At 53.3% G+C, this 18597-nt stretch carries 14 protein-coding genes; 8 read left to right on the top strand and 6 right to left on the bottom strand.

What is annotated here, in order from left to right:
- Positions 1–175 precede the first annotated feature (175 nt).
- Positions 176–1405 (bottom strand): serine hydrolase, encoded by a 1230-nt coding sequence (locus tag DG177_RS16745; RefSeq protein ID WP_108812530.1) that lies wholly within the window; start codon positions 1403–1405, stop codon positions 176–178.
- 46 nt (positions 1406–1451) lie between these two features.
- Positions 1452–2069 (bottom strand): LysE family transporter, encoded by a 618-nt coding sequence (locus tag DG177_RS16740; protein WP_108812529.1) that lies wholly within the window; start codon positions 2067–2069, stop codon positions 1452–1454.
- A 128-nt stretch (positions 2070–2197) separates the two neighbouring features.
- On the opposite strand from DG177_RS16740, the gene DG177_RS16735 reads away from it, so the two are divergent.
- Together DG177_RS16735 and DG177_RS16730 are read left to right on the top strand one after the other, a co-directional pair.
- Complete coding sequence (locus DG177_RS16735; protein WP_108812528.1) at positions 2198–2635, top strand: winged helix-turn-helix transcriptional regulator; 438 nt, start codon at positions 2198–2200, stop codon at positions 2633–2635.
- Positions 2636–2757: 122 nt separating this feature from the next.
- Positions 2758–3927: a hypothetical protein gene (locus DG177_RS16730; protein ID WP_108812527.1), complete on the top strand. Its 1170-nt coding sequence runs from the start codon at positions 2758–2760 to the stop codon at positions 3925–3927.
- A gap of 87 nt (positions 3928–4014) precedes the next feature.
- On the opposite strand, the gene DG177_RS16725 is transcribed toward DG177_RS16730, so the two are convergent.
- Both DG177_RS16725 and DG177_RS16720 read right to left on the bottom strand, forming a co-directional pair.
- Positions 4015–4587, bottom strand: a complete 573-nt coding sequence (locus DG177_RS16725; protein WP_108812526.1) for a fasciclin domain-containing protein — start codon at positions 4585–4587, stop codon at positions 4015–4017.
- A gap of 200 nt (positions 4588–4787) precedes the next feature.
- Positions 4788–7997 (bottom strand): amidohydrolase family protein, encoded by a 3210-nt coding sequence (locus DG177_RS16720; RefSeq protein WP_108812525.1) that lies wholly within the window; start codon positions 7995–7997, stop codon positions 4788–4790.
- Positions 7998–8161: 164 nt separating this feature from the next.
- On the opposite strand from DG177_RS16720, the gene DG177_RS16715 reads away from it, so the two are divergent.
- Together DG177_RS16715 and DG177_RS16710 are read left to right on the top strand one after the other, a co-directional pair.
- Positions 8162–9133, top strand: coding sequence for a hypothetical protein (locus DG177_RS16715; protein ID WP_337658974.1), 972 nt, complete (start codon positions 8162–8164; stop codon positions 9131–9133).
- Between the two features lie 6 nt (positions 9134–9139).
- On the top strand, positions 9140–9844 hold the full coding sequence (locus DG177_RS16710; protein ID WP_108812523.1) for a TIR domain-containing protein: 705 nt from the start codon (positions 9140–9142) through the stop codon (positions 9842–9844).
- 21 nt (positions 9845–9865) lie between these two features.
- Here the strand turns inward: DG177_RS16710 and DG177_RS16705 are convergent, their stop codons facing one another.
- Positions 9866–10768: a histone deacetylase gene (locus DG177_RS16705; protein ID WP_108813040.1), complete on the bottom strand. Its 903-nt coding sequence runs from the start codon at positions 10766–10768 to the stop codon at positions 9866–9868.
- 67 nt (positions 10769–10835) lie between these two features.
- Between DG177_RS16705 and DG177_RS16700 the strand changes: the two genes are divergently transcribed.
- The gene (locus DG177_RS16700) at positions 10836–12206 is read left to right on the top strand and encodes an AarF/UbiB family protein (RefSeq protein WP_108812522.1); all 1371 of its coding nucleotides are present in this window, start codon (positions 10836–10838) and stop codon (positions 12204–12206) included.
- Positions 12207–12216: 10 nt separating this feature from the next.
- On the opposite strand, the gene DG177_RS16695 is transcribed toward DG177_RS16700, so the two are convergent.
- Entirely contained in the window at positions 12217–13968 is a 1752-nt protein-coding gene (locus tag DG177_RS16695) for a tetratricopeptide repeat-containing protein (RefSeq protein ID WP_108812521.1), read from the bottom strand.
- A 113-nt stretch (positions 13969–14081) separates the two neighbouring features.
- On the opposite strand from DG177_RS16695, the gene DG177_RS16690 reads away from it, so the two are divergent.
- From DG177_RS16690 to recQ, 3 genes are all read left to right on the top strand, one after another.
- Entirely contained in the window at positions 14082–15278 is a 1197-nt protein-coding gene (locus tag DG177_RS16690) for a TIR domain-containing protein (protein ID WP_108812520.1), read from the top strand.
- Between the two features lie 45 nt (positions 15279–15323).
- Positions 15324–16607, top strand: coding sequence for a spinster family MFS transporter (locus tag DG177_RS16685; RefSeq protein ID WP_337658973.1), 1284 nt, complete (start codon positions 15324–15326; stop codon positions 16605–16607).
- 89 nt (positions 16608–16696) lie between these two features.
- Positions 16697–18484 (top strand): DNA helicase RecQ, encoded by a 1788-nt coding sequence (gene recQ, locus DG177_RS16680; protein WP_108812518.1) that lies wholly within the window; start codon positions 16697–16699, stop codon positions 18482–18484.
- The last annotated feature ends 113 nt before the right edge of the window (positions 18485–18597 follow it).

Here is an 18597-nt window from a genome sequence, read left to right as displayed (position 1 = left end):
CGGGCGACCATCGCGCTGTAAGTAGAAGCCGGACCAGCATAGAGATAGCTGTCGGGTAGGGCCTATTGTCTACGGATCGCGAGTGTCACCATGACAACAACAAGGACGATCAATGCGCCGAAATTGTCAATCTTGCACTATTTCCGCTTTTGGGTGCAAAGGCCGACATATCCCATTATTCTGGTGTGTCGAAATTTGGTGTGGCGAAGTCTGCTGGGAAGTTGATCGACCACCCAAATGCTTCTTCGGCTGCAATGCGGAGTTCATAGCCTAACTCACGGCCCGCCTCGCCGTTGGTCAAAACGACAAATCCGTTGCCCTGTACCGGATGCCCTTCGATCCATGATTTGTAATTGTCATTTGCTCCGCCATGATGAAATGCCAGCTTCTCGCCAACCCCATTGAGCCGTGGCCCAAGGCCATGCCAGCTGCGCGGCGTACGTGACAGCATTTCGTTGCGCAGCTCGGGTGACAAGAATGTCTCGTCAGTCAAAATGGCCTGCACAAATAATGCCATGTCAGCAGCACTGGTCCAAAGACCGGATGCTGCCATTTCTGGCATGGACTCATATCCTCTTGGTAACGCCCGTGCCTTACCTTTTTTGTTGTGCGATTTAGCAATATTGCCATGTGCTTCGGGAAGCGGATTGACAAAGGTACTTCTTGTCATGCCCAGCGGTTCGAACAGATATTCCTTGGCAACCTCAGGATAAGGCTGCCCCATGACATCTTCGACAACCAGTTGTGAAACCGTTATCCCGCCACCTGAATAATCCATCTGTTGCCCAGGTTCGAACATCAACTTCACAGCGCGATGTTTTGCCGGACCGGTCCCGTTAAGGGTTTGAATGGTAGTCGGCAATTTCTCTCCGGGCTTGAAATCAGGAAAGCCGTGCTGACTGAAACCGGAAGTATGCGAGAGTAAGAGGCGCAAGGTCACTTTTTGAGATTTGGTATATTCCCCTTCCGGAACTTTCCATGATTTCAAATAGCTATTAACATCCTGATCCAGATTCAGAATCCCATCCTGTACCAAGCGCAAAATCAACGCAGCGTTCACAACCTTGCTTACTGAACCGGCCGAAAAAACGGTCTGGCCATCAACAGATGCCGAGGCGTTTTGGGATTGCAGACCATAGCCTTTGGTATGAACGATTTTTCCATTCTGGATGATAGCAACGCTGGCCCCTGGCACATTATAGGCTTTCATCCGGTCTTCAATCGACCATTTCTGAGCGTCGGGATTCTTGCGATCCTTCAAAGACCGAACCGATTGCTCAAACTTCGCTATCCGGACATCCAGGCCTGCAGACGGGGTCAAGCTATCGGCTTGCAGCGGCGCACTGAAAGACAGAGCTGCTAGTGCACAGAATAAGGGCCTTAAGATATCGCCATTCTTCTTCACAGACTATCCTCCAACAATATTGACTACAAACCTGCCGTCATCGCAGTCAACTGCTTAACTTTGCTACTTTAAATGCAGTGAATAGCAAAGCGCTACCCGCAACTCTGTTGAGGAACTTGATCACGCCGCTGTTTAGTCTGCTCTTTGCGAGACCATTTCCCAACCAGGCATAGCCAGAATATATGATGATATCGAGAAATGCTGTGGCCAGCCCCATGATCAGGATTTGCGGAAGTACTGGGCTCGATAGATCAAGAAATTGCGGCAGGATCGCAGCAAAGTATAAAAGCGCTTTTGGATTGGCAAACTCGACCAGAAACCCCCTGGCGAACATCGCCTTGAAGCTTTGCCGCCGCCCCTCGACAATGTTCAAGCCGCCGGATTTGCTCATGATCGCAGAAACCCCAAGATATATAAGATAGGCGACGCCCGCCCATTTGATAACAGCGAACAGCAGGCTAGAGGCAATGATGATGGATGCGATGCCAAGTGCTGAAAGCGCAAAATAAACAGCATTTGCGAATGCAATGCCCAGTATCCCCGACTGAGCGCGCAAAACACCGTTTCCGGACCCCTGTGACGTAACCGCTATCGCAGCCGGCCCAGGCGATGCCACTACAACAAACGTCGTTCCAGCAAAAAGAAGGAAGGTATTGAAGTCCATAGATGCCTCCATTAGCTTTTGAAATGGATGCATAAATTATGAAATCTACAGACTGGATGCTACCAGCATTATGCCGGAAAGACCGGAAATTATCCGGTCATTTTGACCCAGCGAGGGAGAGAGATTAGATGAGCAAGCGCGGTTTGGATGCCAAAGACATACAGCTTCTTGGAGCGTTAAAGGCCAATGCCAGGGCAAGCCTTGTCTCACTGGCGCGGGACATTGATCTGTCGCGAAGCTCAACCCATGACCGAATAGCTCGGCTCGAAGAACTGGGGGTCATCAAGGGCTATACCATCAATATCGACCGCACGCAGCTTCCGATGACACAAGCGTTCCTGACCATTCGTTTTTCGGCTGGATCCTCTCAAACCGAACTCGCTCAGATCATTCATCAGATGTCCGGCGTTGAAGCGGCCTATTGCCTTTCTGGAGATCTCGACATGCTCGTCTATTGTGAATGCGAGAGCTTGGAGGAACTCTCGCATTTGCGGGAACGGTTGGCACAGCGAGAAGGCGTTCTCGAGATAACAACACGTCAGATATTAGCATCTTCTGTCTCATAGATGCCGTAATGAAGATGTTAGCGCTTGGGATAACTAGCCAAATTGATGCAGCCGCTACCGCGCACAAAACCAAACATAGTTATCTTGACTGATTGCCACCAATACCGTTTACCTTATTGCGCATGAAGTTCCTGATCCCCGTAATTTTGGTCATCACGGCCTGGTCCCCAAATGCCGGTGCGCAATCACAAGAAATCCGTGACCAAAATACCGAAGAACAAGCTGTTTCTTATAACGATCTATTGCTCTTTGACGCAGAATCATATTCTTTCCCGGATGAAAAGCGTGATGATCTCTCGCAATGCGAAGGCCAAGACCTGGCAGGGATGCTGCGCGCGGTGCAAACGTGCTGGCCGGTTTTTCAAAACTATCGCGATACCAAAGCTTACCGTCACGCCAGAGCCAAGGCGGTTGCGCTTGTCAATGATCCGGATGCTGATCTTGAGGAACTTGATAAAGCGCAGGCCGATCTCTTGACCGAAGCGCTTTTGGTGCCGCAAGTCATTACCGAGCCGCGCTATCCTGCACAATTTGAGCTCGCCATCATTGCCCATGTCATTCGTTTCAAAGAATTTTCCCGGACTCGGCAATATCAGTTGGCCCGGGAGGATGCCAATCGGATGATTGGTTTCTTTCACGGCGGAAAGGCCTTTCGCGAAACCGGTCTGCACAATGGCATATTGCATTTAAACCGTGTGGATATGAACTTGGCCATCGATCGACCGGCATCGGTCGATGTGATTGAACGCCCCGAAAATATAAGGCCCATCGGGTTTGCAGATATTCGTTCGATTTTCGAAGGGGCGTTCTACGATACCAGCCAGAAGCCCAATGCCATTGTGTCGCTTGGCGTAGATCCTGAACGGGTGCTAAAACCCAATGATTGCTCGGGCCGTAACTATGCCGGTTTGTTGCGTGCCATTCGGTTTTGTGAACCAATATTGAGACTTTACGAAGACATGCGTGCCACTGATTTGAGAAGTCTTCCCCTTCAACTCAATAAAACAGATCAGATCATCGGGAATAGGATCGTTCGCCGCGCAGAAGTTTCAGAATTTCCGGCGGCAGATTTCTTCGCATTGTTTGCTCTTCTTTCTCAAAGCGGTGCAGCATATGTATCTGGAGACAATGAGGAGGCCGAGCGGTTGCGTGTCGCGGCCCAAGATCTTTTGAAGCAATCAAAGCTCGATTGGAATGAAGACATGTCCGATACACTCGATCGCCTGCCAACACTGGTTGAAGAAGCCAAGGCACGTCAGGCAGCAATAGACGAAGCTTCATCAGAAAACTGACATGCGGGCCTCCACTTGCGACGCTTTTCAGAAATAAAAAGGCCCCGCTTTTCAGCGGGGCCTAAATTCATACCAAAGCAGCGGCAATTATTTCGGCATCAATACGCCGTCGATAATATGGACTGTACCATTGCTTGATTCGACATCGGCTTCGATCACGTTGACCTTATTGCCGGCACCGTCCTCAAGCACGACTTTCTCGCCTTCCAGCGTCGCCTTTATAGCTCCGCCTTCCAAAGTGGTGAGACTAGCCGTGCCATCGCCATCGGCAATCGCTTTTGCAATATCGGCGGCCTTCATATCGCCTTCGACCAGACCAAATCTTGCGATGCTGGCCAATTCGGTCTTGTCTTCATTCGACATGAGACCGGAGAGTCGCTCCTGATCCATTTTGTTGAAAGCATCGTTTGTCGCAACGAATACTGTGAATGGACCTTCATCTTTAAGCTCCGCGCCAATGCCGGATATGCCAACCATGGTGCTGGCTGTGGATAGATCTGGATTAGCCTGTACAACGGCGGTCAGATTTGTTGGTTTTTTCGCTTCTTCTGCAAGGCGCGCGTCATAAATGGCTTGTTCTTCTTCGCTCATTTCAGAAGAGCAGGCAGTGACTGTCACCAATGCGGCGGAAGCAATAAGTAGTTTAATGGGGGTGTTCATGGGTTACCTTTCGTTTGAATTCTCTCCTTATATCACCAACCGAGGGATGACAGCAAAAAATTCGAATATTTTGAGTTGTTATAGCTTTCTTTTCTGCCGGGGTTCTCGCTGATCCGTTGGCAGATTCGAGCTCGTGTTAACGGTCGAAAAACAAATTTTCGATTATCCCTTTTGTTAAGTACTGGCGCAAACGTCTCTGCTCATTCCCACCAATAAACCGACCGATTTCTTGCACCTGTGACAAGCTCATTCATCGTCACTGGATCATATAGTCGGCCATTGACCATCACCCGGTGTACCCTGTCGCTGTTGCGGATGTCAGCAAGAGGATCGGCATCAAGCACAACCAGATCAGCGAGCTTGCCCGCCTCCAGCGATCCAATCTCATCCGCCATTCCAAGCGATTTCGCGGAATCGATGGTACCGGTCCTCAGTGCTTGCAAGGGCGACATGCCACCGCGAACGAAAGACCAAAGCTCCCAATGAGTTGCAATTCCGGGCTGCTGGCCATGAGCACCAATCGATACCAAGACGCCCTTCTCCATCAGCTTCTTGGCCTCGCGCGCATTGTTGTCATCCACAAAATCCTCTTCCGGAGCCTTGGTTCTGCGTACATTCGCAGCGGCCAGTTGCTTGGGCGGAGTATGAATCAGTAGTGGATGCTTGAACACATCCGTCGCCTGCCGCCAATAGGGATCACCCGCCAAACCGCCATAGCTCACGACCAGAGTTGGTGTATAATTGGTCTGCGACTGTGAGAACATCTGCACGACATCATCATAGAATATATCAAGCGGGATATTATGCTCCAGCGTGCTGTTGCCATCAGCAACCAGCGCCATGTCCATGCCGAAGAGCGACCCCCCTTCAGCAACGACCAGCATATTCTCCAGACGTGCCGCTTCGACAACTTGCTGCCGCTGTTCTCGGCGCGGTTGATTATAGTTTTTGACGCTGCTGCCACCCTGCGCCTTCAACCGTCGGACATGATCAAGCGCGTCATCAAGACTATTGATCTCCGCGTAAACGCGTGGAGATTTGGCACCATAGACAATCTCTCCAGTAGAGAAGATGCGCGGTCCGACCAGCATTCCGGCGCGCTGCATTTCTGCTGCAACAAATATCTCGCTCGCCCGGCTGGACGGATCGTGGATGGTCGTCGTGCCAAGCGCTAGATTCTGGATCAGGGACCAATTCTGTTGCGGCACAAGTTCATCTGTACCCTGTGCACCGTGAGCATGGGCATCGATATAACCGGGAACGATGGTTTTACCGGTTACATCAACCACTGCCGCGCCTGCGGGAATTGAGATATTCCCGCGCTGGCCGATGGAAATGATCTTGTTGTCCCTGACGACAATCGTGCCATCATCAATAATTCCGCCATCTTCGCTCGCCATTGTGACCAACCGCGCACCAACAAGGGCCACTGAACCATTGGGCTTGGCTGCGGAAATCGTGCGTTCCAACGAAACCCCGCGGGTTGGAGGAGCGAATTTCGGTGCATCCTTTTTAGCTGGAGCAACGGGAAACAACGCGCTGGTCTGTGCGGTGTAGACTGTCGGGCCAAGGCTCCAGTGAAGCTGCTGACCATCTTGCGACCAGTGAATATAGTCGGCTCCGCCCTTGCTGACCCGTGTAACGGGCAGCGATTTGCTGTTCGGTGCCACCGCCACAGCCTGAATTCCGGGCATCAACGGCATAACAAATGCTTCGTAATTCTGACGAAAAGCAACATAGTGCCCATCCGGTGAGACGATGTAGTTATTCGCCAGTTCACCCGTTGCATGGGTCCGTTTGGCCTCGCCATTGAGGTCGCTACTCATCAGAACCCGTTTATCGTCTTTCTGCGCCATCATGAACAGACGATCGCTGCTTGCTCCAAATTGCGGACCAGCGGCGCCTTTGGCTACGCGCTCCGGCGTGCCGCCCGTAGCGGCAACACGATAAACTCCGTCTTCCACCGAGTAGTCCGGCGAGGTCAGATAACCACCGCCCTGCATTTCGAAAACTATGGTCCGACCGTCAGGCGAATAGTGCGGCCGGGCATAATGGCCGGGCCGGTTGGTTACAACGCGCGGCGATCCGCCCGAGGCATTGACGGTCTTTACGCGGCCCAGACCTTCGTCGGTCCAACCGACAAACACGATAGACCGGCCATCACGCGACCATGAGGGAAACAGCTCGCGCTCGTTGCGGCTGTTCGTCAGCCGTTTCGGGGAACCGCCGTTCATCGATTTCACATATAGCTGCCCCAGGCTTTCGAAGACGACCTGACGGCCATTGGGCGAAACCTCTGCGAAGCGTGACATTTTGGTGGTAAAGCTATCGGGTGCCACCGCAATTTTGGGATGCGGAGCGTCGACGATGCCGCGGGTGTCATTGATCGCAAAGGGAATAACTGCAGCACCCGAACCATCAGCCGAAACCTTGCGGATCTTACCTCCGGCCCAGAAAATTATGCTTTTGCTGTCGGGCGTCCAGTCCATATTAGGATAAACGCCTGTAACAGCCCAGGTTTCCTGAACATCCTGATCGAGATCGTCATAGATCTTGCGCTCTATTCCGGTGGCCAAATCTTTGACATAAAGCTTTGACTTGGAGCGTTCACGGCGGACAAAGGCCATGCTCTTACCATCTGGTGAGGGGGTTGGCCGCACCGATCCGCCAAGACCGGAAACAGCAGTCGTTACCTCACCAGTCTCAAGATCATATTCCTCGATATTGAACAGATCTTTATTGGAATCCTGCGCATAGATAAACGTACTGCCGGGCGTGATGTTGCGCGTATAATAGAGCGATTTGCCATCGGGTGCGTAGATTGGTTCACCTAGCTCTTTTTGATGTTTTTCATTGGGTTTCTTGACCAGCACGACTCCTGCTCCGCCAGAGACATGATAGACCCACACTTCTCCCGTGCCGAGTGAACGACCAGTGGTAAAATGCTTCTTTGCGATGATATAGCGGCCATCCGGGCTCCAGCTAGGCTGGTTAAGCAGGCGGAATTTTTCCTTGGTGACTTGCCGCTTGTCGCTGCCATTACGGTTCATGATCCAGATATTGTCGCCGCCTCCCCGATCAGAGGTAAAGGCAATGCGCTTTCCATCAGGGGAGAAACGCGGCTGTACTTCCCACGCCAGCCCTTCGGCTATGCGGGTTGGCGCGCCGCCCGCCATTGGCATTGTGTAAATGTCTCCAAGCAGTGCAAATGTAATGCTCTGACCATCGGGGCTGACATCAACGTCAATCCAGCTGCCTTCATCCGTGTTGATCGGGACCTGCTTTATGGTCGCGCCTTTGGGCGCATTCACGTCCCATTTTTCCTCTTTCGCTTTTTCATCCGCAGATTGAGCAAAAGCCTGCCCAGCAAAGGAAATGGCCGCAAGTGCGGTGATCAGGCGATATTTCATGAGGACTCCCAATGACTTTATTTTATTTCAAACTTAAACAACAAAAGAAGTCCGATGAACAGAAAATATTGAGCGGTCCTGAAAAATGCGATATTTTTTCGATGATGGACCTGCGGTCTTTATTGGATTACAATGCTTTACATCGGGATATTAAGGTGGGGAATATGAAGGGGGTCAGCCGAAACTGTCGAAATATTGCCCTTTTTGCGGCAGCAACGCTGCTGCTCACATCCGGTTGTACGACACGAGATCAAATGGCCGTCGCATCAGAAGAACCGGCATATGACATCCCACCACCGATGGCCGAGGCTGCTGCGGTTTCATCGCCGCCGCCTCCACCTGCCCCCAAATCAAAAGCGACCGGCATCACCAAAAATCTAAACGTAGCTCGCAAATCATCTAGCGGTGCACGGGTCGGGGCCGTCCGCGGTAGCTCCAAGTCAAACGCCAATTTGGGAGCGGTCAGCAACAGATTTAAGGCAGCTATCGGAAAAACTCGCGGCTTGGCAATTGTTGGCAATCCCGGGATCCCATCCTATCCGGTCTGGCCACCAGAGGCACCTTCATCGCGCGTCAGTCTTGATCGGTTTATCAAAGCACGATCAGATCTTTCGCTTTATGATGCCGGGCAAAAGCTGAAACGGTCGTTTGAGGATGCGGGCTATCTTGAATATAGCTATTATGCCGCACCCGGCGGCTTTGTGCTGGTCACGCGCATCGAGAAAATCAACGCAAAGGGCGACCCTCTGCCCGGCACAGAGCGCTATAAGTTACCCAATCAGCGCAGCTCTGGATCACTGACCAGTTTTGTGCGCGGTCTTTTCCTCGATGCCCCGCCAGGATTCTATCGCTACATTGCCGTGGTGGTCAGTGATAAACCTTATCGAACAAGTCGCAGAAAGCTCTCCAGCACTGAGGCCGGAAGGCGGCTGACAAGAGGCAGTAACAATCTTTCTGCCGCCTATAAGAAGGTGGCGTTCACGCGCGATCACAATGTCGAGGCACTCATCTACGAGTTCACCAAGAACACCCGCACCGGCAAAGTCCGGATGATTGCGCCCGGCCGCCTGACCCCGAAAATTCATTTGGCCAAGACAAAGCTCAACAAGACCATCCCTTCCAATTTCAGGCGCTGAGCAACCATGCGGATATTCCTAAGTTACCGGCGCAGCGATAGTCAGGATGCAACAGCGCGGCTGGCTGACCGACTGGCTGACCTGCCCCGGATCAGATCTGTTTTCCTCGACGTCGAATCTATTGCCGCAGGCGAAGCCTTTCCAGAACGTTTGCGGAGTGCGATGGCGGAAGCGGATATCTGCCTCGTGTTGATCGGTAGCGGATGGATTGGCCAATCCAAAGCCGGTGAAACTTCACGCATAAAGGCCGAAGACGATTTCGTGCGCATGGAAGTCGCCGAAGCACTCCGCCTGGGCAAGCGGGTGATACCGGTTCTGTTAAATGAAGCGCCGATGCCTGCCCGGGATCAACTTCCCGAGGATCTCCATCCACTGCTTGAGCGCAATGCACTCTTCCTTCGGCACATGTCCTTCAACCAGGATGTCGAGATATTAAGCGACGCAATATTGCATAGCGAAGCAGGTGGACGGCTTGGCAAGCGACGGAGGATGACGCCAACAGGCATTGCTGCGCGCTTACTGGGCGGATTGATTCTGGCAATTTTGATGCTGCTTGTCATTGGTCTGATCAGTTTCTGGAGTAGCGGTGGTCAGTCTCTGGAAACACTACTCGGCGGACGAGCCGGACTTGGACTGTTGGTGCTTGCGGTCCTTGGTCTTAGCCAGGCGCTGACATTCGGAATGATCCGTCTTCCATTTAACCGGTCGTAGGATATGCCAGTAAGCCTCTCATCAAAAGCGGTTATTTTCCTCGGCCATCACTAGCATTGATACCGCATGACGCCGGGCTACAACCATATGGTCCTGTCCATAGCCACCGCCCAAGGCACTGGCGACTGGAATATCTCGGCTACGCGCTTGGCGGATGACATAGCGGTCACGTTCGGCGAGCCCCTCGTCCGTCACCGCCAACCGCCCCAGACGATCATCAATATGCGGATCAACGCCTGCTTGATAATATAGCAAGTCGGGTTCAAACGCATCCAGCATGGCAGGCAAATGATCGGACAGGATTTTCAGATATTCGACATCATCGGTTCCGTCTTTCAGACCGATATCGATTGTTGATCGCGCCTTACGCACCGGAAAATTCTTCTCGGCATGAATGGAGGCGGTCATGATATCGCTTCGTCCGGCAAGCAATGACGCGGTGCCGTCTCCCTGGTGGACATCCAGGTCTAAGATCAGAATACGCCGCACATCTCCCTCTGCAATGAGACGGTTGGCGCTCACTGCCAGATCGTTGAAAACACAATAGCCAGCGCCGGTATCAGCCAAGGCATGATGACTGCCCCCTGCACTATTGGCGGCATAGCCATGTTTGAGAGCAAGTTTCGCCGCGAGCCATGTCCCACCGGAAGTAAACTGCACACGCCGTGCAATTTCAGTGGAGACGGGAAAGCCTATGCGCCGTTCCTTTTCGTGAGGCACGCTGGAAGATAATACCTGATCGACATAGTCAGGATCATGAACCGCTTCGAGCCAATGACGTTCCATTGCATGCGGGGCATATGCGGTATGCTGGTCCGACAGCTCCTTCACGGCCTCGATAACCAGTTTGTATTTGTCAAAGGCAAAGCTTCCCCGCGTCGGAGGCGGGGCGACATAGTCGTTATGATGGACGATATGCAACATGCGATGATGGTAGAACAGGCGAAGGAAAAATGACACTGTCCCAAACGCCATATGGGGGCTATGGGCCATGCAGCGTACATCAGGACGCAACAGCGGACAAAGAGATACCATCATCGCAAAACGAGAAAAACCAGGCAACAAAGGCCTTGCTGTTCCTAGCGGGCGACTGGCCCGCTTTGCCCGTTTTGGAACGATGGCAACGGCAATTGGCGGCGGCATGCTGCTGGAAGGCGCAAAGCGTCTGGCCGATGGCGAGCGCCCCAAAATGAGCGACATACTGCTGACCCCGAACAACGCAATAAAGCTGACCAATCAATTGGCAAATCTGCGCGGTGCAGCAATGAAACTAGGACAGATGCTGTCGATGGACGCGAGCGACTTTCTTCCTCAGGAATTGTCTGAAATTCTCGCACGGTTACGCGCAGATGCTCAATATATGCCTCAAAAACAATTGCTTAAGGTCATGTCCTCACAATATGGACCAGATTGGCAAGAGCGTTTTGCGGCTTTCGAGTTAAAGCCCATTGCTGCGGCGTCCATCGGTCAGGTCCATCGTGCCACGACGCACGAAGGTCACGTCCTGGCCATCAAGGTGCAATATCCCGGCGTAAGGGAGAGCATTGATAGTGATGTCGACAATGTCGCATCGCTGATCAATCTATCAGGTCTGATACCGAAATCTCTGGATATCGCCCCGATGCTGGCAGAAGCAAAATTGCAGCTGCATCAGGAAGCAGATTACGAGCAAGAGGCTGCCTATCTCAAGCGCTTCGGAAAATTGCTGAAAGGCGCGCCGGATTATCAAGTGCCTAGCTTGCACAAGGATCTGACCACTGGTCACGTTCTTGCCATGGATTTTATCGACAGCGTACCAATTGAATCCTTAGAGACCGCGTCCCAGAGAGACCGCAATCGGATCATCAAGCTGCTATTTGGTTTGCTGTTACGCGAACTGTTTGAATTCCGATTGATGCAAACCGACCCCAATTTCGCCAACTATCGATATAATGTCGAAACCAGACAGCTGGTGTTGCTCGATTTTGGTGCGACCAGGGCCATTCCGAAACGTGTTGCCAATCAATATCGCAAACTGGCGGCAGCGGGAATGGCAGGTGACCGCAAGGCAGCCCAGAAAGCAGCCATAAAAATCGGATTATTTGACGATGATGCGGCAGACCATCATCAGGAAGCCATCATGGACATGTTCGAAATGTCGATGGCGCCTTTGCGCAAAAAGGGTCCGATCGATTTCGCCGACAACGCGATTGCTCAGGAATTGCGCGACGAAGGCATGCGCTTCGCCGCCGCGCGAGATTTCTGGCATGTCCCGCCAGTGGATACCGTATTCATTCATCGCAAATTTGGTGGCGTTTATATGCTGGCGAACAGATTGAAAGCCAAGGTCGATATTCGGACGATGCTGGAAGCCTATCTCTAGATAACGGTCGCTAAACCGCCATCAGACGATAGATCGGATATGTCCCGTAGCCTTTGGCAAATTCTACATTACCGACATAGCGGCATTTGAACCGATCAGATGCCTCGAGCACAAGGATTGCAGCAAAAGGCTCTGTAACAAAGACCGCTCCCGGCGGAGTAACCGGCTCAATCCGCGCGGCGCGAGATACTTCGGTTCCATAAAAGGTGGTATTGCCGGTGATCAGATCCTTGGTTTGATAGGCGGGGCCATAGTGCACACCGATCCGCATTCCGCTGCTCTCTGACAGACCAAGCAGACTATAATCAAAATCCTGCAGCGTTTCTTGCAGTGCCAGGGCAATTTCAGCAGCGACTGGGGCATCCAGACTGATCGCCAACACCGCATCGCCCCAGCTATTTTTTGCCAGCACTTTGTCAGGATAGCTGTCCAGCACGGCCGCCATCCGCCCCATCACCCCTTGCCAAAAAGCCGGGAGCGCGGCTTCAGCCAATTTCGAAAAACCGGGAAAATCAGTGAATAGGAAGGCTGCCAACCCGCGGGTCAGTTCATCGGTTGCTGGTTGTGCTGACCAGCTCAGACTGCGATCAACATCATCCGGAGCGATGATTGTGGTCTCGCCCCCATAGCCTTTCCAAGCCTGCACATCTGCGCCGGTGCCTGCGGGACCGGTGGCCGCAATCCCATCCCATATTGCCAGCTGCTGGGGAGAGCTCCGGAGATATTGTGCACGTAAAGTAGCCATGCCCATCGCCACCTTGCTAGCATAACCAAATTGCGCTTGATCTCCGACATAATTCATCTCAGTCGCAAAATGTACGCTCGTGGCCGCGTTCAGGCATTGCTCAAACCTATTGAGCCATCCTTCCCCGGCGGGCATTACCGACTGTGCGATAAAATCGTCTTTCACAAAGGGAAGAGTGACATGCAGCTCCCCTCCCCGCGCAATTATTGCTTCCGCTACCAATATATCCGCACCTGCGGCCAACGAACCATAGACGAAATCGACATTCTGATTGTCCAGAAAATCATCGATCCGTTGCCGCAAAGATGCCTCAACCGTCGCGTCTTCAAGAAACATGTGACCGCAATAATGAATCACCGTGGGCGGTGATATTGGGACTAGCAATGCATTTTGCTTGTCGGCATCCAGATCCAATGTCCTGGCAAGCAGCAACAATTGCCGGCTGGTGCTGGACTTGGCGCCGCTATTCGCATCAGGCAACTGACTTGCCATGTAAAGCGCCGCTGCGGCTTCATCCGCTCGCCCATTGATCAACAGGGCTTCAGCCAGTGTTGCGGCATCATAATAGTCTTTGGGGTTTGAAATCGGGTTGAGAGCAATGATCGAAGACGCCAGCTCCTCGGCCTTTTTCTTGTCCCCGCTTAACAGTGCCAGGCTGGCCGCATTTATGCCGGGATAAGCGTCGCCGCTATCTTCATAAATATCTGCATAAGCCCGGTAAGCAGCGGCTAGCGCCTCGTCACGTTCTTCTCCGTCAGGCAGCGCCAGTGCGGCATCCTTTAGAATACGCGCAGCCAACGAGCGATGATGGGCATTGGCGGAGCTGTGCAATCCATAAAGCTCATAAAGCTCCATCGCCTGCTGGCCGTCGCCCATTCGTGCTAGAGTTAAAACCAGCAGATGGCGTAACTCCGCAGACTCATCACCGGCCTCGATCGCAACACGCGCAAGATCATAAGCCAATAGCAAATTGCCCTGATCAATCGCATTTTTCGTCTGATCTACGCTAAGCCCCATCCCACTTCCCTAGATAAGTTTTACATTTGCCGCAAATTATGGATTTAGTCACTAACTTGGCTATAGTGGGTAAGTTGTGACTGAGATCGCATCACAGGGAAACGGGGCAAGATATGGGGCAAGAACCAGCGACACAGCTGTTTATCAGCCATCATTCCAGCAAATTGCCGGTTGCGCTGGAACTCGAAAAATCGCTCGCCAAATATGGCGTTACCTGCTGGCTGGCACCGCGTGATGTCGAGCCCAGCGAGGCCTTTGACATGGCGATCAAGCGCGCGATTGACGAAAGCTGCGCGACATTGCTACTATTTTGCAGCAAGTCCGACAAAAGCCCTCATGTAAAGCGCGAATTGATCCTCGCGGATTCGTCCCGAAAAGCGATTATTCCTGTCCGTTTGGAGGAACTCGCCCCTGATGAACTCGCCTATCATCTTGCCAGCTTCCAATGGATTGACTGGCTGGAACAACGCGAAAGCACTATCGAACGGGTCGCCGCCAAAGCGCATCAGTTGGCTGGCACCGTCCAGAAAACCATGACGGTCGAGGACCTGATTGAACATAGTGGCAAAGACAACGCGGATGAGACTGACGCAGGGACCATATCCGATCAACCTGAGGAACCCGAGCCTGCGGAAGCGGTTGCCGATCCGGAGCCAGAACCAATCCATGAAGAATACGAAGACGAATGGGAGCCGGAAAAACCAAAAACCAATTGGGCGCTGATCGCAGCGCTTGCAGCCCTGACGGTCGCAACAATCGCTGTTTTTCTGATCTGGAACGCATCGGGAAGCGAGAATCCATTGCCGCCAACGGAACCCGCTGAACTTCCCGTAGAGCCAGTCGATGACGCTGACGATGAAGTAGTTGAACCAGAACCGGAAGTGGAAGCCAAACCGGTCGTGCCCAAACCCCTTCCGCCCGACGGACCCAGTTTTGATTGTACCAAGGCGTCGCAGCGGGTTGAGTTTTTGATCTGTAACACTCCGCAATTAGCCAAGCTCGACCGGACTTTGTCGTCTGTCTACAAAGATGCAATGTCTGCAGCCGGTCCCAATGCGCCTAGGCTTCAACGCCAACAACGCGCATGGCGCACGGAAACGCGGGACCGCTGTCCCGACACCGCCTGTGTTGCCACCGCAGTCAGAGAACGGCTTGCAATTCTGCGGGCCATTGCAGCTGGTAATCTGGATGTACCGCGCGACCCGCCCAGACCGGCATTCAGAAGCGAGTTTAGCGATGCTTTTGACAATGAAAATGAGCGCGCTTTCGAGGATAATGGGACAGTGCCTCCCGAACAAAGCCCTAATTAAACAAAGGGTGTCTCCCAGTGCCTTTGCATGTCAAACAGATGCGCAATGGCAGGACTTGAAACCACCGCAGGAACCAGCACGGCAATGTCTAGTCGCTATCCCAACTATGTGCTGGGCGTATTGTTCATCGTCACGATGCTCAACTTTCTTGATCGCCAGATTATTTCGATATTAGCGGAACCGGTAAAGCGCGATCTGGGACTGAGCGACACGCAAATCGGGCTAATGACAGGGCTCTCCTTTGCGATTTTCTATACTACTCTGGCCATTCCGGTGGCTGCTCTGGCCGACAAGTGGAACCGCAGCCGGATCATAGCCATAGCCATTGCTATCTGGTCCGCCATGACTGTGGCCTGCGGTCTCTCGACCAATTTCATCCAACTTTTCCTGGCTCGTGTCGGGGTCGGCATCGGTGAAGCAGGCTCTGCGCCAGCGTCCCATTCGCTGATTGCCGACTTATTCCCGCCCGAACGGCGCGCGGGCGCTTTGGGAATATTGGGCATGTCGGTGCCAATTGGCGCGTTTATCGCATATGCTGGTGGCGGCTGGATCGCCGAAAATTTCAGCTGGCGGGTAGCGTTTTTAATGGCCGGATTACCGGGAGTCATCATTGCGGTGGTGATCTGGTTCACTGTTCCCGATCCGCGCGGCAACGTGTCTTTGGCCGCGGCTTTCAAGCCTGACCCAAGCAAAACCAGCTTGAAAGAAGCCTTGGTCGAACTGTCTTCCAAACCCGCTTACTGGCATCTCGTCGCAGCCGGTGTGTTGGTGCAGTTTGTGTCTTATGGCTTGGCAAGTTTCTATGGCGGCCTGTTCGTTCGAGTGCATGAAATTGGTTATGGAGAATTGGGTTGGAAACTCGGCGTCATGGTCGGTCTATCGGGCGGGTTCGGCGCATGGCTGGGCGGCCGGGCTGGCGACTATTTCGGCAAGCTGCGCCCGACACTACCGCTGCTTGTTGCGGCCCTGGTCATGGTGCTTGCTGCTCCGGGTATGATCTGGGCAATATATGGACCAAGCGCCAATATCGCAGTAATATTACTGGCCATCCCCACCTTTGCAGCAACCTTTTACTATGGGCCCAATTTCGCGGCGTTACAGAAACTCGCCAGCGACGAAACCCGCGCCATGGCAGTGGCCATCTATCTGCTCGTCGCTGGCATTATCGGCCTGGGTGTTGGCCCGGTATTCGTCGGCATATTGTCAGACATGTTCGCCAGTGACCTCGGCGAGGCTTCGGCTTTGCAGCGTGCCCTCGCCATATTGGCGCTTTTCAACATCTGGGCTGGCTTCCATTTCTGGCGAGCCACGCGTTCAATGCCTGACTGATCTTCGCAGCGACTACATCCGCGCAAACAAAATCGGTCTATTCCACTTTAACGGTTTCGCTTCGTCAATCCGCTGGGTAGGACAGCCGGATGATTGAGAATCTGCTTCCACTCCTGAAATCGACCTTTGGATTTACCGCGTTTCGCGGCGTGCAGGATCAGGTTCTTGCGCGGGTGATGGAGCGTCAGAACACGCTCGCAGTCATGCCGACCGGTGCAGGCAAGTCGCTATGCTATCAACTGCCGGCCATTGCTAATGAGGGCACGGTCGTCGTCATCTCACCGCTCATCGCCTTGATGCATGATCAATTGCGCAGCGCCGAAGCGGTGGGCATCCGCGCCGCGACACTTACCTCTGCAGACGACAATCGCGCAGAAACGATTGCGCGGTTGAAGGCCGGCGAACTGGACCTGCTCTATGCCGCGCCGGAACGGGCGTCGGGCGAGCATTTCCGAAATCTGCTTGAACAGACCAAAATCTCTCTCTTCGCTATTGATGAAGCGCATTGCGTGTCGGAATGGGGACATGATTTCCGGCCCGATTACCGGTTGCTACGGCCGCTGCTCGATCATTTCGCCGATGTCCCGCGCCTCGCGCTGACCGCCACTGCTGACAAGCATACCCGCGATGACATATTGGTGCAGCTGGGGATTGAGCAGGATGGCCTGATCATCGCTGGCTTTGACCGGCCCAACATCCGCTACAGCATTTCACCGCGCAAAGGTCTGACCGGGCAGGTTGCTGATCTGGTTGAACGGATACCCGGCCCCGGGATCATCTATGCGCAGACCCGCAATGCTACCGAGAAAATGGCCGATCAGATCGCAAGAACCGGCCGCAGCGCCCGTGCTTATCACGCTGGACTGCCGCCGGAAGTACGTCAGCGCAATCAGGCCGATTTCGTTGCTTCTGAAGATATGGTGATGGTTGCAACCATTGCGTTCGGAATGGGTATCGACAAGCCTGATGTCCGGTTCGTCGCCCATGCGGGACTGCCCAAATCGATCGAAGCCTATTATCAGGAAACCGGCCGCGCGGGACGCGACGGTGATCCGGCCGAAGCACACATGTTCTGGGGTGCCGAAGATTTCGCGCGTGCGCGCCAAAGATTGTCAGAGGTTGACGAGACCCGACTGAACAGCGAACGCACTCGGCTAGCGGCGCTCGGTGGATTGGTTGAAGCAGCGGGATGTCGCCGCGCCATATTGCTCAAACATTTTGGTGAAGAACCGCCGCAAAGCTGCGGCAATTGCGACAATTGCCTGAACGCTCCGATCACTCGCAACGTCACCGAACTGGCACGGAAATTTCTCTCCGCCGTCTATCGCACCGGTCAGAGCTTTGGTGTCGGTCATCTGGAAGCTGTGCTGACCGGTAAGCAGGAAGATAAAGTCCTGTCACGAGGCCATGATCAACTCTCGGTTTTTGACATTGTCGATACAGAGGAAGCGCCGCTCATCAAACCGGTTTCACGGTCCCTGTTGCTGCGCGATGCATTGCGCAACACCGAGCATGGCGGCCTGATGTTCGGACCAGAAGCCCGCGCAATATTGAAAGGCGAAACCGAGGTCGCCATTGTCGAGCCACCCAAGCGTGAACGCAAGAAACGGCGCGGTGGATCCTCTCCCAACCCGGTGGGCGATCCGTTGTTCGATGCCCTCAGGTCCAAACGGATGGAATTGGCCAAGGACCAGGGCGTCCCACCCTATGTGATTTTTCATGATAGCGTGCTGCGCGATATGACTGGCTTCAAACCACGCAGCTTGTCTGCGCTGGGCGAACTGCCCGGGATCGGCGCAGCAAAGCTCGAAAAATATGGGGAAGACTTTCTGAATGTGATAAGAGAAGTATCCGAAGCACAGGAGGAAAGTGTATGAAAATGATCGTCGCATCATTGGCAAGCTGCGGCCTGCTAATCGGCGGCGCTCTGATGGCCTATTCGACGAGCTCCGCCGAAGAAAAATCCTCCGTTCCTGTAGAAAAGGTTGAA

The organism is Sphingorhabdus sp. Alg231-15, from assembly GCF_900149705.1.
Lineage (GTDB): Bacteria > Pseudomonadota > Alphaproteobacteria > Sphingomonadales > Sphingomonadaceae > Parasphingorhabdus.
The sequence above is the reverse complement of the archived record's forward strand: the minus strand, read 5'-3'. Positions and strand labels throughout refer to the sequence as shown.

Excerpts from the sequence above, each read along its gene's own strand:
- DG177_RS16710 (WP_108812523.1), top strand. The coding sequence starts at position 9,140 with ATGCGGATATTCCTAAGTTACCGGCGCAGCGATAGTCAGGATGCAACA.
- DG177_RS16740 (WP_108812529.1), bottom strand. The coding sequence starts at position 2,069 with ATGGACTTCAATACCTTCCTTCTTTTTGCTGGAACGACGTTTGTTGTA.
- DG177_RS16700 (WP_108812522.1), top strand. The coding sequence starts at position 10,836 with ATGCAGCGTACATCAGGACGCAACAGCGGACAAAGAGATACCATCATC.
- DG177_RS16690 (WP_108812520.1), top strand. The coding sequence starts at position 14,082 with ATGGGGCAAGAACCAGCGACACAGCTGTTTATCAGCCATCATTCCAGC.
- DG177_RS16705 (WP_108813040.1), bottom strand. The coding sequence starts at position 10,768 with ATGTTGCATATCGTCCATCATAACGACTATGTCGCCCCGCCTCCGACG.
- DG177_RS16715 (WP_337658974.1), top strand. The coding sequence starts at position 8,162 with ATGAAGGGGGTCAGCCGAAACTGTCGAAATATTGCCCTTTTTGCGGCA.
- DG177_RS16735 (WP_108812528.1), top strand. The coding sequence starts at position 2,198 with ATGAGCAAGCGCGGTTTGGATGCCAAAGACATACAGCTTCTTGGAGCG.
- DG177_RS16725 (WP_108812526.1), bottom strand. The coding sequence starts at position 4,587 with ATGAACACCCCCATTAAACTACTTATTGCTTCCGCCGCATTGGTGACA.
- DG177_RS16685 (WP_337658973.1), top strand. The coding sequence starts at position 15,324 with ATGGCAGGACTTGAAACCACCGCAGGAACCAGCACGGCAATGTCTAGT.
- DG177_RS16730 (WP_108812527.1), top strand. The coding sequence starts at position 2,758 with ATGAAGTTCCTGATCCCCGTAATTTTGGTCATCACGGCCTGGTCCCCA.
- DG177_RS16695 (WP_108812521.1), bottom strand. The coding sequence starts at position 13,968 with ATGGGGCTTAGCGTAGATCAGACGAAAAATGCGATTGATCAGGGCAAT.
- recQ (WP_108812518.1), top strand. The coding sequence starts at position 16,697 with ATGATTGAGAATCTGCTTCCACTCCTGAAATCGACCTTTGGATTTACC.
- DG177_RS16720 (WP_108812525.1), bottom strand. The coding sequence starts at position 7,997 with ATGAAATATCGCCTGATCACCGCACTTGCGGCCATTTCCTTTGCTGGG.